Origin of the sequence: Micromonospora halotolerans (genome assembly GCF_032108445.1) — a bacterium.
Taxonomy (GTDB): Bacteria; Actinomycetota; Actinomycetes; order Mycobacteriales; family Micromonosporaceae; genus Micromonospora; species Micromonospora halotolerans.
In genome coordinates this window covers 6,473,671-6,496,072 of the sequence record NZ_CP134876.1, presented here as the reverse complement: position 1 = coordinate 6,496,072, position 22,402 = coordinate 6,473,671, and the positions used below count along the sequence as shown (strand labels likewise).

Sequence of the window (22,402 nt, the reverse complement as noted above, 5' to 3'; positions counted from 1 at the left end):
CGGCACCGCCTCGGCCGACCGGCCGGCCCCACGGCGGACCGTCCTGTCCCGACAGACCCCGACTCCACATCCGGGCGCCGATTCACGCCCGGTGCGTAAGCGCTTTCGTCACCGCCACCACCGCACCGACGAAGGGAGCACCTCCCCATGAGAAGACCTCGACGCGCCGCCGTCGCGGCCACCGCCCTGCTGGCGCTGGCCCTGACCGCGGCGGCGAGCCCGGCCCAGGCCGACCGGCCCGGACCGCACGACGTCCACCCCGCCCTCTGGTCGCACCTGGTCGCCTTCTACGACTTCGACCACCCGGTGGTCGGCGATTCCGCGCTCGAGCGGGACCTGGCCGCTCCGGCACCGAGATCGAGCTGGTCAACGGCGGCGCGGCCATGCGGGTGCCCGACCAGGCGTACAAGGGCAGCGGCGACGCGCTGCAGACCCGGCAGGTCAACCCGCAGGCTGCAGGTAACGACGACTGGAAGGCCGGCACCTGGTCCTCCAGCGGCGTCCGGACGCTGCGCGCGTTCAGCGGCGCCGAGGGCACCACGGTGATGGGCTGGTTCAAGCGGGACATGGACGGGCCGGCGCTGAACTCCACCACCGCCAACCCGACCGACCGGTTCAACGCCATCGGCCTGGCCGGCGTGCTGACCGGCGACTCCGACGGGCACGGCGTGCGAGCGCTGCTGGAACTCATCGACGTCAACGGAGAGCTGCGCCTGGTCGCCCTCGGCCGCCGCGTCGACGGCGGCGCTTCGCAAACCTTCGCCGCGAACGAGGACTGGCGGACCCTGCTGCCGAAGGGGGAGTGGGTGCACCTGGCCGCCACGTACGACTTCACCAGCGGCACCATGGCGCTCTACCGCAATGGTGAGCCGGTCGACGGCTTCTACACGACCGCCGGCGACCCGTGGCAGCTCAACGGGCCCGGCCCGCACGTCACCAGCGCCACCGACCCGCGCGGCATCAAGATCGGCGGGAGCTTCCCGCAGAACAACCTGGAACGCAACCCGTGCGACTGCCGCATGGACGGCCTCATGTTCCTCGACAGCGTGATCCCGGCGAGCGACATCGCCAAGCAGTACCGCTACATGGCCCGCTGACCGTTCCTCGGATCGTCCCACCGAGAAGGAGAACCGCGTGTTCATTCGCGCTGGCAGCACCGGCAGGCTCCGCAGAGCCGCGCTCACCGCCGGGGTCACTGCCGCCACCGTTGTCATGTCCACCCTGGTCGCCGCGCCCGCCCGGGCCGACGGCGCCGTCTACGACCCGATCCCCGAGTCGCAGATCCAGTCACGGCTGGGGCTCGTGCTTCAGGAGTACGCCAGCTTCCCGCAGTCCACGCCGAACCCGGTGCCGGTCGACGAGCGGCTGGTTCGCAAGGCCCGGATCAACACGATCAGCGAGCTGCCCGACGGCTCGGGCCGCCGGGCCGTGCCGGACCTCAACGGCAACCTCTACTTCGTGGAGAACGGCACGCCGCACGTCTACCTGGACGTGGCGGCCACCTTCGCGCCGCAGTTCTTCTCCGGCCGTGGCCTGGGCCAGGGCTTCGGGTACGTGGCCTTCCACCCCGAGTTCGGGAGCAACGGCCGGTTCTACACGATCCACACCGAGCAGGCGTCGCTGGCCACCCGGACGCCGGACTACGCCCAGCCGAACACCATCTACCAGGCTGTGATCACCGAGTGGACGGCCAGCGACCCGGCCGCCGACACGTTCGCCGGCACCCACCGCGAGGTGCTGCGGATCGGCTTCGGTGGCCAGATCCACGGCGTCCAGGAGATCAACTTCAATCCGACCGTGAAGCCGGGCGACCCCGACTACGGGATGCTCTACCTCGCCGTCGGCGACGGCGGCCAGGGCGCTCGCAACGGCGACCCGCAGAACATGGGCCTGCCGCACGGCAAGCTGCTGCGCATCGACCCGCGCGGCACCAACGCGCCCAACGGCCGGTACGGGATCCCGGCCGACAACCCGTTCGTCGGGCGGGCCGGCGCGCTCGGTGAGATCTACGCGGTCGGCTTCCGCGACCCGCACCGGTTCAGCTGGGACCGGGCCACCGGCCGGATGTACCTGGGCCACATCGGCGAGCACGCCATCGAGTCCATCTACGAGGTCCGGGCCGGGGACAACTTCGGCTGGAGCGAGCGCGAGGGCAACTGGGTCTTCGACAAGACCGCGACCAACCCGTGCGACAAGCTCTACCCGCTGCCGGCCGACGACGCGAAGTACGGCTACACCTACCCGGTGGCCGCCTACGACCACGACCCGGCGGCGAACTGGAACTGCACCTCGGACGTCGGCGTCGCCGTGGCCGGCGGCTTCGTCTACCGCGGCACGTCGGTGCCCGCGCTGAAGGGCAAGTACGTCTTCGGCGACCTGGTCGACGGCCGCGTGCTCTACACCGAGGCGAACGAGATGCGTCGCGGCGAGGGGCTCGCCCCGATCCACCGGCTCGCGCTGTACACCACCGCCGGGGACCTGGTACGCATGCAGGACCTGTCCAGCCCGGGCGCGCCCGGCGACCCGAACCGGGTCGACCTGCGCTTCGGCACCGACGCCGCCGGTGAGCTCTACATCGTGGCCAAGGCCAACGGGAAGATCTGGAAGGTCGTCGACACGAAGACCGTGGCGGAGGGCAAGGTGGGCCACACCAAGGTCGTGCACACCGCGGGCGCGCAGAACTGGGCGCCGGTGACCCCGTCGAAGTGGCGGTTCGAGGGCGACCAGGTCATCCTCGCCGAGGCCGGCGTGAGCCGCCCCGGCCCGCGCCGCCCGTTCGAGTACGCCATCCTCAACAAGGGCCCGGCCTGGTCCTCGGTCCAGATCGACGCCCGGGTGCGCCTCGACGAGCCCGTGGAGGTCACCAACCGGGACGTGATCATCGTCTTCGGCTGGCAGTCGGACACGCAGTACTACTACGCGCACCTGTCCACCGACAACACGATCTACCCGCACAACGGCATCTTCAAGGTCAACAACGCCGACCGGGAGCGGATCGACCACCAGTGGAACGGGCGTTCGCGGGGCGCCAACCCGGCGATCACCGACGCCGACTGGCACAAGGTGCGGGTCGTGCACTTGCCCGCCACCGGTGAGATCGCCGTCTACGTCGACGGGCACAAGGACCCGCTGCTGACCGCGAAGGACACCACCTTCAGCTCCGGTCGGGTCGGCTTCGGCTCCTTCGACAACATCGGCCGTACCCGTCAGTTCACCGTGACGGGCTCCCCGGCCTGATTCGAGGAGCGGAGGGGACGGCGGCCGGGTGCCGCCGTCCCCTCCGGCGCTTCGGCGGCTCAGCGGCCGGGCCATGCCAACCCGCGACGGGCAGTGGCGGGCCGAAGCCGTCCGCCACGGTCAGAACGTGGCGATCGGGCTGAGCGGGCTGCCGGACGTACCGGCGAACCGGACCGGCGCGACTGTGAGGTGGAAGTCCCACTGGCCGAGTTCGGCGGCGGTCGTCGCGCACACCTCCAGGTCGCAGTTGTCGAGCATCCACAGACCCATCGCGACGAGGCTCACGGCGTGGACCGGCATCAACACGTCCTCGTACCCCGACGGCTGAACGTCCCGGGGGGTGTCAGCGCCGATCAGCGCGACCTCCCGTTCATGCAGCCACGGCAGGCACGACGCGTGCCAGCCGGCCTGCGTGAAACCGCTGGCCTCACCGGTCTCGTACCGGAAGCGGCCGTAGCCGGTGCTGCGGGTGGGAACAACCGCAGGTGTGCCGGCACGGTGTTGTCTGAGCTCACACGACCGGGGCGGCCGCCGTTACTGTCGTTCGATGTGTGGCGTCGTGCCGGCTGCGACGGTGAACGGGTGGCGCAGTCGACGCATCGTCACCTCACCGCAGTCGGACGCACGAGGCGCGAGCTTTTCGTCTTCCGCCGTGGACGGTGAAAGAAACGGGGCCATGGGACCGCAGGCCGGAGCAGGGGTCGGGCCGCGGAAACGCGGAGCGCCGGCAACCGGGTGCCCGTCGCCGCTGAACCCGCCGGGGACCGGCGCCGGGTGGGCGTCCGGTGTGCGCGGTGGCGTGGTGATCACGGTCATGGTGTGCCTTCCTCGAACGGCGCGTCGCAGAGAAGGCACGGGCCGCAGGCCGCGGGACATCGCAGAACGAACCTGAACAAGATGATGGATGACATGCCGAACGGCGGCCCGCTGAACCAGTCGGGCCGCCGTTCGGCAAATCGTGGGTCAGAGCGGGCGGATGTCCGACGCCTGCGGGCCCTTCGGGCCCTGAGTGATGTCGAACTCCACCCGCTGGTTCTCCTCGAGGCTGCGGAAGCCGCTCGCGGAGATCGCCGAGAAGTGGGCGAAAACGTCGGCGCCGCCGCCGTCCTGGCTGATGAAGCCGAAGCCCTTGTCGCCGTTGAACCACTTCACGGTACCTGTAGCCATGTCTGCTCCTTCGCAGGCTGTTGAAGACCGCGTTGTGCGGACTCGCGCTGCCGCGTTGATCAGCCGCGCCGGAAACGACACGAAACGAAAAAAGCGCCTCGATGGGTTTTGGTTAACCCATCAGGCGCCGAAACGTCTACGGAAATCAAAACTGCAACCGGGCAACCATAACACAGTGTCGGTCGATCTACGCCGCTCATGCGCGCGGCGCGTCACAGCACGGCACCGCGAGGGGCAACTTCGATCGCCGCGACGCCTCGGCCGTAGAGCACGACGAGCCGATCACCGTGTTTGGTCCGCAGCACTCCCGACTCCTGCGCCAGTGTCGAGATCACGTGCTCCACGAGCTCGTCCTCGTCGGAGACGCCCGGTTCGTCGTACGTGAGGTCCATGCGGTCGCCGCCGATGAGCCGGACGCGTAGCACCGTAGTTGCCATGTCGTAGAAACTAGTCGAAGAGGGACGTCCGAGGTCGTGTCGATTCTCGCCGGGAGGGAGCCACACTCGTCGCTGGAGTCAGTTCCCTGAGCTGGCGGCGGCACCGCTGCGTGTCGTGCGCGTAGAGTGGGCGGTGGATCAGTTCGTCAACATCGTTGGCGGGCCAGCGCCTACCGGGCGTGCTGCCCAGGTCTCGGCAGTGTCCCCAGGACAACGTCGAGGTTTGAGGGCCGAGCGTTGGCAGATCATCCGATCGCCACGGACACGTCAGTGTGCTGACGGACAAGCCGGTCGTCGGCCGCTATCTTGCGGCAACAATCAGCCAATCCCACCAGGCGCGTACGGCGAGGCCGCTGCGGCAGGTGGTCGCCGGTAAGGCTGGCCCGACCGAGCAGCACCGACACAGGAGAAGGACATGACTTTCGTGTTAGCCCCGCCCACGGTCTCCTCGTCACCATTGCGGGAGCCCACCAAGACCCTCCGCGAAAAAGGGGCAGACAGTTTTCACGCGGCGCTCGCCGCGGTTCTGGCCGCCGGGCTGGAGAAGGCTCTTGAAGCGGGTGACCACCCGAGAGCGATCAGCTTCATCAACCGCGGCTTCGCAGAAGGTAGTCCGCAGCTGGGCTGCGACCTCCTCTGCCGGGCAATGGCGGTAGTCGGAACGGCCCGGACCTGGACCGTGCAGCTCGCGCCCCTGCGCCAGCGAAGCTCCCTGGATTGACGCAGCCCGCCGCGCTGGGAATCAATGCAGCGCGAGTACCTGCCTCGCCGGGTCGCTCAGGGCCGCCTCGACCGACCCGGCGCGTTCCACCAGGACACCGCCACGGACACCGATCCTCCGACACCATCGGCCGTGCCCGTCGGTTCACGTGACGGGCTCCCCGGCCTGACGGACCCAGGATGTGGGGGCGGGGAGCATGCCGCCGCCCCGCCCGTCCAGGATGTGGTGCATGGCGTTCTTCTGCTACCACCGCGACCGACCCGACTCGATGGCGCTGCGCAGGGAGTTGCTGGAGCACCACTGGTCATACATGGACCGGTACGCGGCGCAGATGATCGCCCGTGGCCCGACCTTCGCCGCCGACGGCACGAACCCCACCGGCAGCGTGCACATCCTCGACCTGCCCGACCCCGCCGCCGCCCGGGCCTTCGCGTTCGACGAGCCCAACTACCAGGCCGGTGTCTACCGGGACGTGCTCCTGCGCCGGTGGCGCAACCTGCTCGGGCGCACCATGTGGGACTTCCCCGGGGGTCGGACCGGCGGCAACCGCTACCTGGTGCTCGGCCTCGGCGCGGGGCAGGCCGCCGACGTGGCCGTGCCGCACGACCCGCACGACCTGATCGCGTACGGGCCGCTGCTCTCCGACGACGGCGTCCGGTGGCTGGGCACGGCCGCGCTGGTCGTGGCGTCGGATCGGGACGAGGCGCGCGCCGTTCTGACCCCGGGCCGGTACGCCGAGATCGAGGTGCACGACTGGGCGTTCGGCGGGCGGCCATCCTGAGCTGGACCGGGCGATGGCCACCGCGGCGGCCGGCTCGCGTTCGCTGATCAGACCCGAGGATCCAGGCGCCAGGATGCAGGAAAGCTGCCGCGGCCCCTCTGCGGCATGCTTCACCAGTGATCCAGCTGCGCCGCCGGTGACCTTGACGAGGTTCTATAAAGTACGGCGAGGATGTGCGGCGATTTCGGGGGAGGGCGTCGGTGCGACTGGTTGCGGGCGTCGCGATGCTGGCCTGTCTGGCGGCATGCCAGTCGACACCCAAGCAGACGACCTCCGACGGGTCCGACCCGATCGTCACCACCCGGGCGTCACCGACGTCGATCACGATGCCGGCCGAGGCCTTCGACCTGTCGTGGCGCCAGCTCGATCATTATCTCAGCCAGGATGGACGATTCGAGGCCAGGCACGTCAACGAATGGATGGTGGTCACCCGGGACGGCAAGGAGTTCGGCCGTTTCGGCACCGCCGCGGAGCGTATCCTCGGCGCCGACTTCTCGCCGGACGGACATTATCTCGCCGTGGCGCACCCCGATACGGTGATCACTTATGACCTGACGACGAAGCGGCCGAAGGCGCTGTTCACCCCGTCCGTGGAGAGCATTCGCTTCTCAGCGGACAGCGCCTACCTGGTCGGCCGGGAGGACTACCAGAAGGTCCGCAACGGGCGCCTGGTGGTGATCGACGTGGCGACGGGGAAATGGACCGCCTCACCGGTCCCGCCGCAGATCGAAGTGTCCAACGATCCGGGCAAGTACTGGTACTCGGGATCGCTCGCCGTTTTCGATCACGGAAAGCAGGTCGTGGCCGCCGGCAGCGACGGATTCCTGCACTGGGCGGTGGACAGCCAGAAGCTTTCCTGGGTGCCGTGCGGCTGCGGAGCGGACACCGGCGCGGTGAACCGTGCCGGCAGTCTGGTGGCCCTGGTGATTCCGGACAACAGGCTGTCGCTGTGGGACGTGCCCGGCCGACGCGAGCAGCGGGTCTGGACGCTGCCCGAGCAACCACCGCTCAACGGGGACTATCAACTGCGGTACTTCGGTGTGGAGCCGCACTTCACGGAGGACGGGAAATGGCTGCTGCTCGACGGAGGCGAGGGCGGGCAGATCTGGTCGATACCCGACGGCGTCCGCGTGCAGATCCAGCCACGCGGCAAGAACTGAGCCCGCTGCGGCGGGTGCTGCAGTCCATCAGCAAGGGCTGGTGGTTCGTGGTCGGCGGCACCGTCCTGGCGGTCATCGGCGCCGCGGCGGGAATCTATGTTCCGAAGGCGCTCGACCCGCAGGACGAGCGGCCGATCGCGATCAATCTGGTGAGCAACCCCGCCACCGTGCCGACCTGGGGAAACGACGTGTTCTCGTTCGTCATGCCCACGACTGCACGTCCCGCCACAAGTCCTCCGCTCGACTGCCCCTCGATCGTGGACTGGGCGCACCGCAACGGCGGCGTCGATCAGGAGGCCACCAGGGTGCGGCTGGTGGCGCAGGGCCTGTCCGACAAGGGTGTGCTCATCCAGGGGATGCGCGCACACATCATCAGGCGTTCGGAGCGCCCTGACCCCGGCGGCACCTCACTGACCTGCGGCGGCGGGCAGGGCACCGTCACGCCGCGGCAGATCGCCATGAATCTGGACGAAGCGGTGCCGTCGGCCGAGTACGCCACCAAGGTCGACGGCCGGCTGCCGCTCTTCGGGTTCACCCTCGACAGGGGGGAGACCGAGGTCTTCGAGCTGACCGCCACCACCATGGGCACGGTGGAGTGGGCCATTGATCTCGACCTCGTCGTGGGCGGCGAGTCGCAGAAAGTCCAGGTGACGAACCATGGCCAACCCTTCCGGACGACCGGCTTCGTGAGCCCGCACGGATACCGGGTCATGGCCGGGACGGACCACTGGGTGGAATGCGCTGGGACTCCACCGACCTGCGGCAGCACAGCAGTTTCGCCGGCGGAGTTTCGCTACTCCTGACAGTCCGTCCGGTGGCAGGCGAGCACCACGACGCGCAATGCGACGGGGAGCATCGTGCTACCCGCGGGTCAGCCGCCGGGACAGCGCCTCACCGGCCTCGGCCAGCCACGTCGTCGGGCCGTTCAGGGCCGCGTCCAGCGAGCCGGCGAGTTCCACCAGTGACACCGCCGCCACCGATCCGGGAACCGGTCCGGCGACCTGCCCGGCGGCCACCGCGACGGGTACGCCGGCGGACGCGGCCGCATCGAGCAGCGAGCCGACCACCTTGCCGGTCAGCGAGGTCTCGTCGAAACGCCCCTCGCCGGTGAGCACCAGGTCCGCGCCGACGAGCGCGTCGCCCAACCCGACCAGCGTGGCGACCGTCGCCGCGCCCGGCGTGATCCGGGCGTCCCACAGCGCCGCGAGACCGTACGCCGTGCCGCCGGCCGCGCCGGCACCCGGTTGGTCCGGCGAGCCGCCGGCGAGGTCGGCGAACCGGCCCAGCGCTGCGTCCAGCAGCGCCACCTCGGCCGGGCCGGCGCCCTTCTGTGGTCCGTAGGTGGTGGCGGCCCCGGCCGGGCCGGTCAGCGGCGCCGTCACGTCGACGAGCAGTTGCACGCCGCCGGGCGGCGGGGGCACCAGGTCGGTGGTGTCGAGGTGGGCCAGCTGGGTCAGCGCCGCGCCGCCGAGCGGCAGGTCCTCGCCTTGGTCGTCGTGCAGCCGCAGGCCGAGGGCGCGCAGCGCGCCGGTGCCGCCGTCGGTGGACGCGGAGCCGCCGAGGCCGATCACGAGGCGGGTGGCTCCGGCGTCGAGTGCGGTCCGCGCCACCACACCGAGCCCGTAGGTGTGCGCGCCGAGCGGGTCCGGGGAGGCCATCAGCGGCAGCCCGCTGGACTGGGCCAGCTCCAGCACGGCGGTCCGGTCCGGCAGCAGCAGCCAGGCGGCGCTGACCGGCCGGCCGTCGGGCCCGGGCACGGTCACGGTGCGCCGCTCGGCGTCGGGCCGGGCGGCGGCGAAGGCGTCGAGCGTGCCTTCGCCGCCGTCGGCCAGGGGGAGCAGCCGTACGTCGTCGCCGGGTCGCTGCGCCAGCCAGCCGCGGGCCAGGGCCCGGGCCGCCTCGCCGGCGGTGGCGGAGCCCTTGAACGAGTCGGGCGCGACGACGACCCGCATCAGTCGGCGAGGACGAGCCGGAGGTAGCGGTCCTTCATGGTGGCGAGGACCTCGTCGGGGTCGGTCGCCCACACCTCGGCGTTGAAGATCTCCACCTCGGTGTCTCCGGTGTAACCGGCCTCCTCGACGGCCCGCCGGAACGGCGGGAAGTCGATGTGCCCGTCGCCCATCATGCCCCGGCCGAGCAGCACGTCGGCCGGGAGCGGGGTGAGGAAGTCGCAGACCTGGAAGCTCGCGATGCGGTCACCGGCGCGGGCGATCTGCCGCCAGACGTCCGGGTCCCACCAGATGTGAAAGGTGTCCACGACGACCCCCACCTGCGCGACCGGGAACGGTTCGGCCAGGTCGATCGCCTGCCCCAGGGTGGACAGCACCGCGCGGTCCGCGCAGTACATGGGGTGCAACGGCTCCAACGCCAGGCGCACACCGCGCTCGCCCGCGTACGGGGCCAGCTCGGCCAGGGCGTCGGCCACTCGCTGCCGGGCGCCGATCAGGTCGCGGGAGCCGGGCGGCAGGCCGCCGACGACCATGACGAGGCAGTCGGTGCCCAGTCCGGCGGCCTCGTCGATGGCGCGCCGGTTGTCCTGCAGCGCGGCCCGGCCGGCCTCGCCGCCGGCGGTGAGGAACCCGCCCCGGCACAGCGAGGACACCCGCAGTCCCGCGTCGGCGACGAGCTTCGCGGCGGCAGCCACCCCGATCTCGGCCACCGGCTCGCGCCACAGCCCGATCGCTGGGATGCCGGCGCGGACACAGCCCTCGACGGCCTCCCGCACCGACCAGGACTCGGTGGTGCGCTGGTTGAGTGACAGCTTCGCCAGCCGCGGATCGACCGGGGCGCTCACGCCGACACCCCGGCGACGGACAGGTAACGGCGCATCCGCGCGACGGCCAGGTCCGGGTCGAGCAGCAGTCCGGCGGCGTCGGCGAGCCGGAACACGTCCACCAGGTGCGGCACGCTGCGCCCGCTGTGCAGGCCGCCCACCATGATGAAGCCGGGCTGGAAGCCGTTGAGCCAGGACAGGAAGGCGATGCCGGTCTTGTAGTACTGCGTCGGCGGGGCGAAGACCTGCCGGGACAGCGGCACGGTCGGGTCGAGGATCTCCCGGAAACCCGCCGTGTCTCCGGCGTCGAGGCGTTGCAGCGCCGCCGACGCGGCCGGTGCGATGGCCGCGAACGCGCCGAGCAGCGCGTGACTGGACCGGCGGCCGTCACCGGCGATCAGCTCCGGGTAGTGGTAGTCGTCGCCGGTGTAGACCTTCACGGTGGGCGGCAGCAGTTCGCGCAGCCGCACCTCGCGGGCGGCGTCGAGCAGCGACACCTTCACGCCGTCGATCCGGTCGGCGTGCGCCTGCACCAGCGACACGAACGTCTTGGTCGCCTCGTCCAGGTCGGCCGACCCCCAGTAACCGGCGAGGGCCGGGTCGAACATGTCGCCGAGCCAGTGCAGCACCACCGGCGTGGACGTCTCCCGCAGCACCTGCTCGTAGACGCGCAGGTAGTCGTCGGGCCCGGTGGCCAGCGCGGCGAGCTGCCGGCTGGCCATCACCACGGGAGTCGCGCCGCACTCCTGCACGAAGGCGACCTGCTCGGCGTACGCGCCGACGACCTCGTCCAGGGTGTCCGGCAGGCCGGTGAGCTGGTCGGTGGCCGCCCCGGCCACGATGCGCCCGCCGCAGGCGGCGGCCTCGGCGGCGCTGCGCCGGATCAGCTCCCGGGTGGCCGCCCAGTCCAGCCCCATGCCGCGCTGGGCGGTGTCCATGGCCTCGGCGACACCGAGGCCCCAGGACCAGAGGTTGCGCCGGACGGCCAGGGTGGCGTCCCAGTCCAGCCGGGCGGGCCGGCCGGGCGCGTTGTCCGCGTGCGGGTCGGCGACCACGTGCGCCGCGGCGTACGCGATCCGGCTGGCCGGCGGCGTGGCCGGCCGCTGCCAGCCGGCCGGCTCGCGCAGGGTCAGCTCCTCGGCGCCCCCGTCGGGGCGGGGGAGGGTGATGCGGACGGTCACAGTCGGATCTCCTCGATCTCGACCCGCCGCCCCTCCCGGGCGGACTGGAGCCCCGCCTCGGCGAGCTGCACCCCCCGAACCCCGGCCATGAAGTCCCACGGGAACGGCTCGCCGTCGACGACGTGCCGCAGGAACGCCTCCCACTGCACCTTGAAGCCGTTGTCGAAGTCCTCGTTGTCGGGGACGGTCTGCCACTGCGCGCGGAAGTTCTCGGTAACCGGCAGGTCCGGGTTCCACACCGGCATGGGCGTGGCGCCGCGGTGCTGGATGCGGCACTCGCGCAGGCCGGCCACGGCGCTGCCGTGCGTGCCGTCGACCTGGAACTCGACCAGCTCGTCCCGGTAGACCCGGACCGCCCAGGAGGAGTTGATCTGCGCGGTGATGCCGCCGGCCAGCTCGAAGATGCCGTACGCGGCGTCGTCGGCGGTGGCCCGGTAGGTCTGGCCGGTCTCATCGACCCGCTCGGGGATGTGCGTGGCGATGTGCGCGGTCACCGCGGTGACCGGGGCGAAGATCTGCTCCAGGACATAGTGCCAGTGCGGGAACATGTCCACGGTGATGCCGCCGCCGTCCTCGGTGCGGTAGTTCCAGCTCGGCCGCTGGGCGTCCTGCCAGTCACCCTCGAACACCCAGTAGCCGAACTCGCCGCGCACCGACAGGATCCGGCCGAAGAAGCCGCTGTCGACCAGCCGCTTGAGCTTGCGCAGGCCGGGAAGGAACAGCTTGTCCTGCACGACGCCGTTCTTGACGCCCCGGGCGGCGGCGAGCCGGGCCAGTTCCAGCGAGCCGGTCAGCCCCTCGGCGAGCGGCTTCTCGGTGTAGATGTGCTTGCCGGCCTCGATGGCCGCCCGGATGGCCTTCTCCCGCTGCGCGGTGACCTGCGCGTCGAAGTAGATCTGGTGGGAGTCGTCGGCGAGCGCGGCGTCCAGGTCGGTCGTGTACGACGTCAGCCCGTGCCGGGCGGCGATCTCGGCGAGCTTGGCCTCGTTGCGGCCGACCAGGGTCAGCTCGGGCCAGATCCGGCTGCCGTCGCGGGCGGGCAGGCCGCCCTGCTCGCGGATGGCGAGCAGGGACCGGACCAGGTGCTGCCGGTACCCCATCCGGCCGGTCACCCCGTTGAGGATGATCCCGATAGACGTGCGCTCCACGTGTGTGTCCTTCCAGTGGTTATTCGGCGGTCGTCGTCGCACCCAGGAGGTCCCGGATGCGTCCCGTGGCGCGGGCGAACTCCGGCGCCGACATCGTCTGGCCGTAGTCCCGCTCGACGGGGAGGTCGACATCGATGACCTCGGCGACGGTGCCGGGTCGAGGGGTCATGACGATCACCCGGTTGGCCAGGTAGACCGCCTCGGCGATGGAGTGGGTGACCAGCAGGACGGTGGTGCCGGTCTCCCGCCAGATCCGCCGCAGTTCGACGTTCATCTGCTCGCGGGTGAGGGCGTCGAGCGCCCCGAACGGCTCGTCCATGAGCAGCACCGGGGGGCGGTGCAGCAGCGCGCGGCACAGGGCCACGCGCTGCTGCATGCCACCGGAGAGCTCGTTCGGGTACGCGTCCTCGAAGCCGGTCAGCCCGGTCATGGCGATCAGCTCGTCGACGCGCTGGCGGGCCTGCGCCTTGGGCATGCCCCGCATCTCGGCTTGGAGCAGGATGTTGCGCCGGGCCGTGCGCCACTCCAGCAGGGCGGCGCGCTGGAAGACGTACCCGATGTCGCGCCGCGGCCCCCGCACGTCCTCGCCGTGCAGGCGGACCTGGCCCGACGACGGCCGCAGCAGGCCGGACACCAGCTTGAGCAGCGTGGACTTGCCGCAGCCGGAGGCGCCGACGATGGCGACGAACTCGCCCGGCTCGATCCGCAGGGAGACGTCGCGCAGCGCCGTGACGTCCTTCTTCTTGGTGTGGAACCGGACCGCGACCTCGTCGATCTCGACCGTGGCGCCGGTCGCCGTGGCGTCCGCGGCGCGCTGCGTGGTGGTGTTGCCGACCGTCATCGGTCTCATCCCTTCGGCGCGAAGCTCGCGTCCCAGTACGCCGACGGCGACTCCGCCTTGGTGATCACACCCGAGTCGGCGAAGACGGCGATGGTCTTCTGCCAGTCGGCCTCGTCGTTGACGCCCGGGGCCTGCCCCTTGGTGGCGTCGGTGTGCAGCAGCTGCAGCGTGGCGTTGAACTGGTCGGTCAGCACCTTCTCCGACGGGAGCTGCTGGGAGGCGCCCGCCATGGCGGCGACCGCGCCGGCCGCGTCCTTCTCGGCGGCGGACCACGCCTCGCTGCTGGCCGCGACCATCCGCTTGACCAGGTCCTGCTTGTTCTTGATGGTGTCGGTCGAGGCGATCAGGCCGTTGCTGTAGAAGTTCAGGCCGTGCTCGGCGAACTTCAGGTAGGAGACGGGCTTGCCGGCCTTCTCCTGCATGGTCGGGCCCTGGTCGGTGGCGAAGCCGAGCAGCGCGTCGGTCTTGCCCGACATGACGGCGGCCATCTTGCCGGCCGGGTCGGTGTTCTGCAGGGTCACGTCGCTGGCGGCGAGACCGTTGGCCTTGAGGAACGCCGGGAAGGTCTTGCTCAGCGCGTCACCGGCCGTGGAGGCGATGGTCTTGCCCTTGAGGTCGGCGGGGGAGGCCACGTTCTTGTCGGTGAAGAACTGCACCGACGACGGGGTGGTCTGCAGGAAGACGCCGACGCTCTTGACGTCCATCCCCTGGCCGACGGCCGACAGCAGCGCCGGGGTGTCGGCCCAGCCGAAGTCGGTCTGCCCGGCGGCGGTGGCCTGCACGGTCTTCTGCGAGCCCTGCCCGGCCTGGATGGTCAGGTCGATGCCGTGCTTGGCGTAGATGCCCTGCTTCTTGCCCAGGTAGAACGGCGCGTGCTCACCGTACGGGTACCAGTTGAGGGTCAGGGTGACCTTGTCGAGGCCCTGCGCGTTCTTCTCCTGCTTGTCGGAGGACGAGCCGCAGGCGGTGGTGGCCAGAAGGAGTGCTGCCGGCAGGAGCGCGGCGGCGAAAGTACGCAACTTCATCCGAGGGTTCTCCTGTTCACAGGGTGGTGGTGGCGGCGTCGGTGCGGCGGCTGGCGTGCCAGGGCAGCACGAGGTACTCCAGCAGTTCCACGACGACGAAGAGGATCACGCCGAGCAGCGACATGATGATCAGCCCGGCGAAGAGGGTCGGGGTGTCGAGATTGCCGTTGGCCTGCAGGATCACGTAGCCGAGGCCCTCGTTGGCGCCGACGAACTCACCGACGACGGCGCCCGTGACGGCCATGGTGGCGGCGACCTTCAAGCCGGAGAACAGGTGCGGCAGGGCGGCGGGGAACCGGATCTTCCGGAACGTCTGGGCCTGCCCCGCGCCCATGGTCGCCGACAGTTGCAGCATCTCCGGGTCGATCGACTTCATGCCGGTGACCGTGGAGATGACGATCGGGAAGAAGGCCATGAGGACCGCGACGACGACCTTGGGCGAGAGCCCGAAGCCGAGCCACACGATGAACAGCGGCGCGATCGCGATCTTCGGGATGACCTGCGCGAACAGCAGCAGTGGGTAGAGGCTCTTCTCGACGGTGGGGGAGTAGACCATGACCACGGCGGAGAGCACGCCGACCACGATGGCGATGGCGAAGCCCAGCACCGTCTCGTACGTGGTGATCCAGGTGTGGTGCGCGAAGTAGCCCGGCTGGGCGAGGACGACGTCCAGCGTCGTGCCGGGTGAGGGAACCAGGTAGGGCTTCACCAGGTCCGCGGCGGTGACCACCCACCAGACGAGGAGGATGGCCACGAGGACCGCGGCCGGGCGCCAGGTGTTGCGGGCGAACCGCAGCAGGCCGGCGCCCGCCCCGCCCGTGCGGCGGGCGGCCGACGTGGTGGCGCCGGCGGGAGCGGTGCGCTCCCGTTGCTCGATGGTGCTCTGCGCGGCCATGACCCTCCGTTCTCCCTGGCTGGCCGGCGGTTTCCGGGTACTCAGCCGCTGGGTAGGCGCGTGCCGTCGGCAGGGCCGGACGACCCCGGTGAGGACGGGGAACCGGCCCTGAATGCGCTTTCAGTAAGCGCTTTCAGGGTGCTACGGTAACCACGCCGAAATAATCCGGTCAAGAACTTTCGCAGGGGGAAGCGATGCAGCCACGGGCGCACGTGACCTTGGAAGACGTGGCCAGAGCCGCCGACGTCTCGCTGGCCACCGCCTCCCGGGCGCTCAACGGCATGCGTGTCACCCCGCAACTGCGGGACCGGGTCATCGCCGCCGCCGAGAAGCTGGCGTACACCCCCAACGCGCACGCCCGGGCCCTGGCCGGCGCCTCCCACCGCACCGTCGGCGTCATCTGCCACGACGTCACCGACCCCTACTTCGCCGCCGTCGCCGGCGGCGTCATGCGGGTCGCCGGGGACAACGGCCTGCTCGTCATGCTGGCCAGCACCTTCCGCGACCCGGAGCGCGAGATCGCGTACGTGTCGATGCTGCGCGCCGAGCGGGCCCCGGCCATCCTGCTGATCGGCTCCGGCTTCGAGGACGTCCGCTGGGAGCGCGCCCTGGAGGCCGAGCTGAGGCCCTATCTGGACGGTGGCGGTCGGGTCGCCGTGGTCAGCCGGCACCGCAGCCTCAAGGTCGACAGCGTGCTGCCGGAGAACCGGGCCGGCGCCGCCGCCATGGCCCGCGCCCTGCTCGACCTCGGCCACCGCCGCTTCGCCGTGCTCTCCGGGCCGCGGGCGCTCACCACCGTCGCCGACCGGCTCGGCGGCTTCCGTGACGAGCTGGCCAAGGCCGGCGTGGCGCTCGACCCGGCTGACATCGTCGAGGGCCCCTTCACCCGCGACGGCGGGTACGGCGCGATGTCCGAGCTGCTGGCCCGGGGCTCGGCGGCCACCTGCGTGTTCGCCCTGACCGACGTGATGGCCATCGGCGCCTGCGCGGCGCTGCGCGACCAGGGCCTGTCCGTCCCGGGCGACATCTCCGTCGCCGGCTTCGACGACATCCCGATCGTCCGTGACCTCACCCCGGCGCTGACCACGGTGGCGCTGCCGCTGCAACGCCTCGGGGAGAAGGCCATGGAGCTGGCGCTCACCGAGAACAACGGGCGACGGCGGCGGCTCCTGCGGATGGGCGGCGAAGTGGTCCTGCGCGGCAGCACCGCGAAGGTGGGCTCGTGACCCCGCTCGCCGGCCTGACCATCGACGCGGTCCGGACGTACGCCGTCGCGCTGCCCACCATCCGCTCGTTCGGCGTCTCCGGTGGTTCGGTGGCCGTCGCCGGCACGCCCAGCATCCGGGTGCTCGTGAAGGTCACCGCCGGTGGCGTCACGGGCTGGGGCGAGGCCACCCCGATCCCGGCCTGGACCTACGAGACCGCCGAGTCCATCGTCACCACCATCGACCGCTACCTCGCCCCGGCCATCCTCGGCCGTCCCGCCTGGGACCTCGACGGCGTCACCACCGCCTTCGACCGCGCGATCAACCGCGGCTTCACCATCGGCTCGCCGCTGGCCAAGAGCGCTGTCGACATCGCCCTGCACGACCTGCTCGGCCGTGCTCTCGGCGTACCGGTCGGGGTGCTGTGGGGGCAGCGCCGCCGGGACACCATCGAGCTCGGCTGGATCGTCTCCGGGCAGACCGCCGGGGAGGTCGCCGACGCCGTCGCGGAGGGCGCCGAACTCGGCTACCGGGCGTTCAAGGTGAAGGTCGGCCTGCACAGCGAGGCCGAGGACGCCGCCGTGGTGCGGGCCGTGCGCGAGGCCGCGCCCGACGCGGCGCTCTGGGTGGACGCCAACCAGGGCTACACCGTCGACGGGGCGCTGCGGATGGCCCGCCGGTTGGCCGAGTACGACGTCACCACCTTCGAGCAGCCGCTGCCGGCCAACGACGTGGCCGGGCAGCGCCGGCTGCGGGAGTCCTCGCCGATTCCCGTCGCCCTCGACGAGAGCCTGCGCCACCCCAACGACCTGGCGACCTTCGTGAAACTCGACGCGGTCGACGTGGCCATCGCCAAGGTGCAGCGCAGCGGCGGGCTGACGCTGTCGCGGCGGCTCTGCGCGCTCGCCGAGGACGCCGGGGTGCGGCTCATGGGCTCCGGGCTCACCGACTCCGACCTGGGGCTGGCCGCCTCGTTGCACCTGTTCGCCGCGTACGGCATCGACACACCCGTCGACCTCAACGGTCGGCAGTTCCTCACCTCCTCCTACGCCACCGGGGCGACGGTCGAGGTGCGGGACGGCGTCGCCCACGTTCCGACGGGGCCGGGGCTTGGCGTGGACGTGGACGAGTCGGTGGTGCGGGAGCTCGCCGTCGACGTGCTCGCCCGGTAGGGCGCCTGGTTACCCGCCCGGCGGCGGGACCGGGGGCCGCTGGCCGAGCCACTGCTCGGCGTCCCAGGCCTGGAACCGTTCCACCTCGGTGAATCCCAGCTTCGCCGCGAGGTGCATCGAGCCGACGTTGGCGGTCTGGGTGGTGAGCACCACCGGCTCGCCGGGAAGCACACGGTCGAACCAGTCGAGCGCCGCGGCGCACGCCTCGTCGGCGTACCCGGATCCCCACGCCCGAGGCAGGAACAGGTAACCGAGGTCGACCTTCCCCACGGCAGCCGGGCGACGGTGCCCGGTCGCTCTCCGGAGCAGGATCTGGCCGATCATCGCCCCGTCGAGGTCGACGACGAAACTCCCGGGCCACCGCTCGGGCACCTCGGGCAACTCGCGCTCGAGCTCGTGACGCCGGCGCGGGCCGCCGAGGTAGGTGTGCACCTTCGGCGACGCCAGCAGCTCGACGAACGCCGGACGGTCCCGGGCCTCGGACGCACGGAGCACGAGCCGCTCGGTCCGGATCGGCTCGGGCGGCCAGGCGACGGGTCCGAGCTCGGTCATGCCGGTCAGCCAATCAGCAGACGTGGCAGCGATCAAGACTCGCGGACGGATCACCCGGGTTGTGGAGGGGGTCGACAATAAGTGGACGCTGCGTCCAGTTAGTTGTTAGCGTTGGCACTCGTAAGCGGACACGATGTCCGCATGTCGGGAAGAAGGGGAAGGTGTCATGGCCAATCTGCTGCACCTGGACACCAGCGCGCGCCGCGCCTCGCACTCCCGCGCGCTGGGCAGGTTGTTCGCCGACGGGTGGCGGGCGGCAAGTCCGGAGAGCGCCTACTCCTACCGGGATCTCGCCGCGAATCCGGTCCCGGTGATCGGGGAGGCGTGGACCGAGCTCTGCGACTACGCCCTCGAGCACGGCATCACCGATCCGAGCCGCCTTGCCGAGGGGGTGCGTACCCCGGCGCAGCGGGAGGCCTGGGCCGTCGTCGAGCCGTTGCTGACCGAGCTGCTCGCGGCCGATGTGCTGCTCATCGGCGTCCCGATGTACAACTTCTCGATCCCGGCGAGCCTGAAGTTGTGGATCGACCAGGTGACGTTCCCGCGCGCTTCGTTGGACGTCAAGGTGGTCGTCGTCTCGGCTCGCGGCGGCTCGTACGCACCCGGCACGCCCCGTGAGCCGGTCGACCACCAGGAGCGTTACCTGCGTGACTTCTTCCGGGGTCACTTCCAGGTGGACGACGTCACCGTCATCAACGCCGAGTTCGTGAACTCGACCGTCGACCCGACGCTGGAGAGGTGGCGCGAGTCCTACGCTGCTTCGTACGCCGAAGCCAAGCGGGCGGCGTACGACCTGGGTCGCGTCCTGGCCGCCGGTGAGCCCGTTACGGCCGGCGGCGCCGGATGAGTTGGCTGATTCTGGTGCTGGCCGGCCTCGTCGAGATCGTCTGGTCGCAGAGCATCAAGCCCACCCAGAACTTCACCAGGCCGCTGCCGACCCTGATCTGTTTCGTCCTCGGAGCTGCGGCCGTCTACCTGCTGTCGCGCGCGATGCGGGACCTGCCGGTCGGCACCGCATACGCCGTGTTCACCGGCATCGGCGCGATCGGGGCGATCTCGCTGGGCATCGTCCTGCACAAGGACCCGGTCAGTATCGGCCGGTTCGCCGCACTGGCCCTGATCATCGGCGGCATCGTGCTCGCCCGTGTCACCAACCCGGAGTGAGGGCCGGGGGATCACCGCACTGTCCACCCGTACGACCGCCCGGCGCGGACGGCTCTCACCGGGCATGACGGGGATGGCCGCGGACTGGGTCCGGGAGCGACCACCGGACCCATCCCGCACGGCTCATCCGCCGCGGAGAACGCCGACGGCGAGGGCACGCAGCGCGGTGGTGATCTGCTCCGGGGTGAGCCGACGCTGCTCGCGCTGGTACTGGTAGACGTCCGGAGCGAGCGGTGCGAGCAGGACGTCGACGAGCGCGTCGACCTGCGGCACGGCGGCCTGCGCCAGCAGCACCCGCGCATGTGCCCGCCAGAAGCCGTACGCCCCGGTGGCGAAGCGCGCCGGCCCGAACTCGGCGCCGAGCACGAGCGGCAGGTTTTGCTCGAGCAACTCCACCATCGCGGCGTAGAAGGCAGCCAGCCGCTCGGCGGGTGGAGCGCCGGGACCGAGCGGCGGGGGGCCGGACATCATTCGCTGCTGCAGGCCGCGCTCGTGCTCGTCGAGTAGAGCCTGGGCGATCGACGCGGTGTCCGGATAGCGCCGATAGAGAGTCGCGCGTCCTACGCCGGCCGCGCGGGCGATGTCCTCCATCGTCACGCTTCGAGGATCGCCGTCGATGAACAGTTTCCGGGCGGCGGCAAGCACCCGTGCCCGATTCCTGGCCGCGTCGGCCCGCTCACCGTCAGCGCGAGCGCCGGTCGGATCGCCGGTCGACAGGTCGGTGCGGCGGTTCACCAGCTCAGGCTAGCAAGTGGACGCGCCGTCCGAATGGCCGGCCTGTCACAGCTACATGCTCAGCCACGCCGTGAACCTGGCCGACCTGCGGAGCGACAGCTTCCGCTTCTGGGGTCGACTGCTCCGCCGCGGCCGCAGGCGGTGCGCGGCTACCGGCGCCGCGACCGGGCCGCCTACGCCCTCTACGGGCTGGCCTCGTTGGCGTTCGCGGTCACGCTGCTCACGCTGCTCGTGCGCTACTGGTAAGTCACGCTGGCCCGCTGGACCGGCGGCGGGCGGGCTGTTGCGATCCTGGTCGCGGAGGCGCTGGTGCTGGTCGGCCTGGCCGGATGGCTCGCCCGCCGCCGGGCGGCCGGGACGCCGGACCGAGCAACTGCTCGATGATGTCGGCCAGCTCGCCCACTGGGCGTTGGCCGTCGAGTTCCAGCGTTGCGCCGCGTCGGAGCAACGGCTCCACCTCGCGGACGTAGCGCGCGATCTCGGCGCGATGCTCGGCTGTCTTCCCGTACGGATTGGTCGACCGCTCCGCAACCCGATCGAGTAGGACGCCGAGTGGCGCCGTCAGCAGGACGACGTGGTCGAAACGGTCGTAGAAGTGTCCCTGGTTCGCCACCGTCCCCGATACAACTACCACGGGCCGATCTGCGAGCAGAGCTGCCATCCGCGGCTCCTCCCAGTCGCCGTCCGGCGATGTCCAACTGTCATAGTCGGTGTCGACCGTTTCGTAGCCGCGACGGGACAGCTCAGTTAGAAGCGTGGTCTTACCCGCCCCCGACATGCCCGTTACCAACACTCATACCACGCATCGACCCTACGTAGGCCCCTCCCAGCCCGAGTGCTCCCGCCCCACAGCGTGGAGGTGTTGTCCGGGCCGGTCGTCAAGGTGGTGCCGTTCGGTGTCTTCGTCCGCATCGCGCCGGGCATCGCGGGACTGCTCCACGAGTCAGTTCTGACCTGGAAGCCAGTGATGGGAGAGATGGTCACCGTCACGATCGCCGAGGTGGACGGGCCGCGGCGCCAAGTGCGGCTGGAGCTCGTGGTCTCGACCTGTCGAGTGGGGCCACTCGACACGCCGAGACCGTGGTGAGCTTTGCGCCTGGTTATGCCTTGAGCAGTTCCTCGCTCAGGTCCCAGAGGCGCTGTGCGGACTGTGGGTCGACGGCGTGCGGCACGACGGTGGCGGGGGGTAGCTTCCCGGAGCCGAAGGCGATGGGCTGTGGGTTCTCGTCCAGCGGTGAGACGTCGTTGTCCTTGAGGTAGACGCCGCCGATGTCGGCCAGCAGCGGGCTGGTCGCGGCGAAGACGCTGGTGCTGGCGCCCTGTTGCGGCGTCTTGTGCTCGCGGTCGGGGTCGATGACCGGCTGGCCCGACTCGTCGATCAGCCCCATGGCCCGCAGCTGCTCGTCGCTCAACGTGTCCGTGCGCGCCACCCCCTCGGCGATGTGGGGACCCAGATTCGTGCCGTAGATGATGCCCGGGTGCACGGCGTAGCCCCGGATTCCGTCTGCGGCCCATCGGCGGTCCAGCTCGACGGCGAACAGCACGTTGGCAGTCTTCGACTGACCGTATCCGAGCATCCCCATGAGGTCGTACCCGCTGGTGAAGTGCGGGTCGTCCCAGCGGATGTCAGACAACCGGTGCCCCCCGGAGGTGAGGGTGACCACCCGGGCACCGTTCGCGGTACGCAGGGCGGGCAGCAGACCGAGGGTCAGCTGGAAGTGTCCGAGGTGGTTGGTGGCGAACTGCGACTCGTACCCGCGGGCGTCCCGAACCAGGGGACCACCCATGATGCCGGCGTTGTTGATCAGGATGTGCAGCGGGCGCCCTGAGTCGAGGTACTGGGCGACAAAGGCGTCGATCGAGCCTGGGTCGAGAAGGTCGAGCCGGCCGGTGTCGACGCGCTCGATGCCCGTCAACCTGGCCGCCGCCCGGTTTGGGTTACGCGTAGCCACCGTCACGGATGCGCCCGCCTTGCTTAGCGCCCGGGTCGCCTCCAGGCCGAGTCCCTGGTGGCCGCCGGTGATGACGACGTTGATGCCGGACAGGTCGATCCCCGCGAGCACCTCGTCGGCCGTCGACGCCGCGGTGAAGCCGGATCCGATGGGGTGCTGCCTGTGGGTCATGTTCTGAGTCATTCCACCACTGTGCGCCCGCACCCTCGAACTCTGAATGGTTGTCGGTCCGAATTTCTTGTGCGAGAGTACGGCG

General features: G+C 70.7%; 25 protein-coding genes. 11 read left to right on the top strand and 14 right to left on the bottom strand.

Translation table 11 applies throughout. From position 1 onward, the window contains the following. The first annotated feature begins 383 nt into the window (after positions 1–383). A complete protein-coding gene (locus tag RMN56_RS30435; protein WP_313721304.1) occupies positions 384–1,097 on the top strand; it encodes a LamG-like jellyroll fold domain-containing protein in 714 nt (237 codons plus the stop codon). 37 nt (positions 1,098–1,134) lie between these two features. Beyond that, positions 1,135–3,237, top strand: coding sequence for a PQQ-dependent sugar dehydrogenase (locus RMN56_RS30430; RefSeq protein WP_313721303.1), 2,103 nt, complete (start codon positions 1,135–1,137; stop codon positions 3,235–3,237). A 120-nt stretch (positions 3,238–3,357) separates the two neighbouring features. On the opposite strand, the gene RMN56_RS30425 is transcribed toward RMN56_RS30430, so the two are convergent. The 3 genes from RMN56_RS30425 to RMN56_RS30415 form a co-directional block, all read right to left on the bottom strand. Beyond that, positions 3,358–3,537 carry a hypothetical protein gene (locus RMN56_RS30425; protein ID WP_313721302.1) on the bottom strand — a complete coding sequence of 60 codons (180 nt, stop codon included), beginning with the start codon at positions 3,535–3,537 and terminating at the stop codon, positions 3,358–3,360. A 663-nt stretch (positions 3,538–4,200) separates the two neighbouring features. Next, on the bottom strand, positions 4,201–4,404 hold the full coding sequence (locus tag RMN56_RS30420; RefSeq protein WP_212836447.1) for a cold-shock protein: 204 nt from the start codon (positions 4,402–4,404) through the stop codon (positions 4,201–4,203). A gap of 212 nt (positions 4,405–4,616) precedes the next feature. Beyond that, a complete protein-coding gene (locus tag RMN56_RS30415) occupies positions 4,617–4,841 on the bottom strand; it encodes a hypothetical protein (protein ID WP_313721300.1) in 225 nt (74 codons plus the stop codon). 415 nt (positions 4,842–5,256) lie between these two features. Between RMN56_RS30415 and RMN56_RS30410 the strand changes: the two genes are divergently transcribed. The 4 genes from RMN56_RS30410 (at position 5,257) to RMN56_RS30395 (ending at position 8,306) form a co-directional block, all read left to right on the top strand. Further along, a complete protein-coding gene (locus RMN56_RS30410) occupies positions 5,257–5,562 on the top strand; it encodes a hypothetical protein (RefSeq protein WP_313721299.1) in 306 nt (101 codons plus the stop codon). Between the two features lie 229 nt (positions 5,563–5,791). Beyond that, positions 5,792–6,343: a YciI family protein gene (locus RMN56_RS30405; RefSeq protein ID WP_313721298.1), complete on the top strand. Its 552-nt coding sequence runs from the start codon at positions 5,792–5,794 to the stop codon at positions 6,341–6,343. 200 nt (positions 6,344–6,543) lie between these two features. Further along, positions 6,544–7,503: a WD40 repeat domain-containing protein gene (locus RMN56_RS30400; RefSeq protein ID WP_313721297.1), complete on the top strand. Its 960-nt coding sequence runs from the start codon at positions 6,544–6,546 to the stop codon at positions 7,501–7,503. A gap of 14 nt (positions 7,504–7,517) precedes the next feature. Next, positions 7,518–8,306 (top strand): hypothetical protein, encoded by a 789-nt coding sequence (locus tag RMN56_RS30395; RefSeq protein WP_313721296.1) that lies wholly within the window; start codon positions 7,518–7,520, stop codon positions 8,304–8,306. A gap of 57 nt (positions 8,307–8,363) precedes the next feature. Here RMN56_RS30395 and RMN56_RS30390 read toward each other — a convergent pair whose 3' ends face one another. Genes RMN56_RS30390 through RMN56_RS30360 form a run of 7 tightly spaced genes read right to left on the bottom strand, consistent with a single transcriptional unit; the run spans position 8,364 to position 15,366 of the window. Then, positions 8,364–9,455 carry a glycerate kinase gene (locus tag RMN56_RS30390; RefSeq protein ID WP_313721295.1) on the bottom strand — a complete coding sequence of 364 codons (1,092 nt, stop codon included), beginning with the start codon at positions 9,453–9,455 and terminating at the stop codon, positions 8,364–8,366. Beyond that, entirely contained in the window at positions 9,455–10,297 is an 843-nt protein-coding gene (locus tag RMN56_RS30385; RefSeq protein ID WP_313721294.1) for a sugar phosphate isomerase/epimerase family protein, read from the bottom strand. Before RMN56_RS30385 ends, RMN56_RS30390 begins: the two co-directional genes overlap by 1 nt. Continuing rightward, on the bottom strand, positions 10,294–11,457 hold the full coding sequence (locus RMN56_RS30380; protein WP_313721292.1) for a dihydrodipicolinate synthase family protein: 1,164 nt from the start codon (positions 11,455–11,457) through the stop codon (positions 10,294–10,296). The genes RMN56_RS30385 and RMN56_RS30380 overlap by 4 nt, the downstream gene beginning before the upstream one ends. Continuing rightward, positions 11,454–12,605 (bottom strand): Gfo/Idh/MocA family protein, encoded by a 1,152-nt coding sequence (locus RMN56_RS30375; RefSeq protein WP_313721291.1) that lies wholly within the window; start codon positions 12,603–12,605, stop codon positions 11,454–11,456. Before RMN56_RS30375 ends, RMN56_RS30380 begins: the two co-directional genes overlap by 4 nt. 19 nt (positions 12,606–12,624) lie before the next feature. Further along, positions 12,625–13,446 carry an ABC transporter ATP-binding protein gene (locus RMN56_RS30370; protein WP_313721290.1) on the bottom strand — a complete coding sequence of 274 codons (822 nt, stop codon included), beginning with the start codon at positions 13,444–13,446 and terminating at the stop codon, positions 12,625–12,627. A gap of 5 nt (positions 13,447–13,451) precedes the next feature. After that, positions 13,452–14,471: an ABC transporter substrate-binding protein gene (locus tag RMN56_RS30365; protein WP_313721289.1), complete on the bottom strand. Its 1,020-nt coding sequence runs from the start codon at positions 14,469–14,471 to the stop codon at positions 13,452–13,454. Between the two features lie 16 nt (positions 14,472–14,487). Then, positions 14,488–15,366, bottom strand: coding sequence for an ABC transporter permease (locus tag RMN56_RS30360; protein WP_313721288.1), 879 nt, complete (start codon positions 15,364–15,366; stop codon positions 14,488–14,490). 227 nt (positions 15,367–15,593) lie between these two features. Here RMN56_RS30360 and RMN56_RS30355 point away from each other — a divergent pair, with 227 nt between their 5' ends. Then, positions 15,594–16,592: a LacI family DNA-binding transcriptional regulator gene (locus tag RMN56_RS30355; RefSeq protein WP_313721287.1), complete on the top strand. Its 999-nt coding sequence runs from the start codon at positions 15,594–15,596 to the stop codon at positions 16,590–16,592. Then, complete coding sequence (locus tag RMN56_RS30350; RefSeq protein WP_313721286.1) at positions 16,589–17,743, top strand: mandelate racemase/muconate lactonizing enzyme family protein; 1,155 nt, start codon at positions 16,589–16,591, stop codon at positions 17,741–17,743. The genes RMN56_RS30355 and RMN56_RS30350 overlap by 4 nt, the downstream gene beginning before the upstream one ends. Positions 17,744–17,752: 9 nt before the next feature. Here RMN56_RS30350 and RMN56_RS30345 read toward each other — a convergent pair whose 3' ends face one another. Next, positions 17,753–18,295 (bottom strand): GNAT family N-acetyltransferase, encoded by a 543-nt coding sequence (locus tag RMN56_RS30345; protein WP_313721285.1) that lies wholly within the window; start codon positions 18,293–18,295, stop codon positions 17,753–17,755. A gap of 166 nt (positions 18,296–18,461) precedes the next feature. Here RMN56_RS30345 and RMN56_RS30340 point away from each other — a divergent pair, with 166 nt between their 5' ends. Beyond that, positions 18,462–19,142, top strand: a complete 681-nt coding sequence (locus RMN56_RS30340) for an FMN-dependent NADH-azoreductase (protein WP_313721284.1) — start codon at positions 18,462–18,464, stop codon at positions 19,140–19,142. Further along, the gene (locus tag RMN56_RS30335) at positions 19,139–19,459 is read left to right on the top strand and encodes a DMT family transporter (RefSeq protein ID WP_313721283.1); all 321 of its coding nucleotides are present in this window, start codon (positions 19,139–19,141) and stop codon (positions 19,457–19,459) included. Before RMN56_RS30340 ends, RMN56_RS30335 begins: the two co-directional genes overlap by 4 nt. 123 nt (positions 19,460–19,582) lie before the next feature. On the opposite strand, the gene RMN56_RS30330 is transcribed toward RMN56_RS30335, so the two are convergent. Then, on the bottom strand, positions 19,583–20,194 hold the full coding sequence (locus tag RMN56_RS30330; RefSeq protein WP_313721282.1) for a helix-turn-helix domain-containing protein: 612 nt from the start codon (positions 20,192–20,194) through the stop codon (positions 19,583–19,585). A 247-nt stretch (positions 20,195–20,441) separates the two neighbouring features. Then, positions 20,442–20,987 carry an ATP-binding protein gene (locus RMN56_RS30325; RefSeq protein WP_313721281.1) on the bottom strand — a complete coding sequence of 182 codons (546 nt, stop codon included), beginning with the start codon at positions 20,985–20,987 and terminating at the stop codon, positions 20,442–20,444. 60 nt (positions 20,988–21,047) lie between these two features. On the opposite strand from RMN56_RS30325, the gene RMN56_RS30320 reads away from it, so the two are divergent. Continuing rightward, entirely contained in the window at positions 21,048–21,281 is a 234-nt protein-coding gene (locus RMN56_RS30320; RefSeq protein ID WP_313721280.1) for a S1 RNA-binding domain-containing protein, read from the top strand. Positions 21,282–21,294: 13 nt separating this feature from the next. On the opposite strand, the gene RMN56_RS30315 is transcribed toward RMN56_RS30320, so the two are convergent. Continuing rightward, positions 21,295–22,317 carry an SDR family NAD(P)-dependent oxidoreductase gene (locus RMN56_RS30315; protein WP_313721279.1) on the bottom strand — a complete coding sequence of 341 codons (1,023 nt, stop codon included), beginning with the start codon at positions 22,315–22,317 and terminating at the stop codon, positions 21,295–21,297. Positions 22,318–22,402 lie beyond the last annotated feature (85 nt).

Coding starts and splice junctions, on each gene's coding strand:
- RMN56_RS30345 (WP_313721285.1), bottom strand. CDS start 18,295: ATGACCGAGCTCGGACCCGTCGCCTGGCCGCCCGAGCCGATCCGGACC.
- RMN56_RS30405 (WP_313721298.1), top strand. CDS start 5,792: ATGGCGTTCTTCTGCTACCACCGCGACCGACCCGACTCGATGGCGCTG.
- RMN56_RS30415 (WP_313721300.1), bottom strand. CDS start 4,841: ATGGCAACTACGGTGCTACGCGTCCGGCTCATCGGCGGCGACCGCATG.
- RMN56_RS30340 (WP_313721284.1), top strand. CDS start 18,462: ATGGCCAATCTGCTGCACCTGGACACCAGCGCGCGCCGCGCCTCGCAC.
- RMN56_RS30435 (WP_313721304.1), top strand. CDS start 384: ATGCGGGTGCCCGACCAGGCGTACAAGGGCAGCGGCGACGCGCTGCAG.
- RMN56_RS30410 (WP_313721299.1), top strand. CDS start 5,257: ATGACTTTCGTGTTAGCCCCGCCCACGGTCTCCTCGTCACCATTGCGG.
- RMN56_RS30420 (WP_212836447.1), bottom strand. CDS start 4,404: ATGGCTACAGGTACCGTGAAGTGGTTCAACGGCGACAAGGGCTTCGGC.
- RMN56_RS30390 (WP_313721295.1), bottom strand. CDS start 9,455: ATGCGGGTCGTCGTCGCGCCCGACTCGTTCAAGGGCTCCGCCACCGCC.
- RMN56_RS30425 (WP_313721302.1), bottom strand. CDS start 3,537: ATGCCGGTCCACGCCGTGAGCCTCGTCGCGATGGGTCTGTGGATGCTC.
- RMN56_RS30370 (WP_313721290.1), bottom strand. CDS start 13,446: ATGACGGTCGGCAACACCACCACGCAGCGCGCCGCGGACGCCACGGCG.
- RMN56_RS30315 (WP_313721279.1), bottom strand. CDS start 22,317: ATGACCCACAGGCAGCACCCCATCGGATCCGGCTTCACCGCGGCGTCG.
- RMN56_RS30360 (WP_313721288.1), bottom strand. CDS start 15,366: ATGGCCGCGCAGAGCACCATCGAGCAACGGGAGCGCACCGCTCCCGCC.
- RMN56_RS30365 (WP_313721289.1), bottom strand. CDS start 14,471: ATGAAGTTGCGTACTTTCGCCGCCGCGCTCCTGCCGGCAGCACTCCTT.
- RMN56_RS30335 (WP_313721283.1), top strand. CDS start 19,139: ATGAGTTGGCTGATTCTGGTGCTGGCCGGCCTCGTCGAGATCGTCTGG.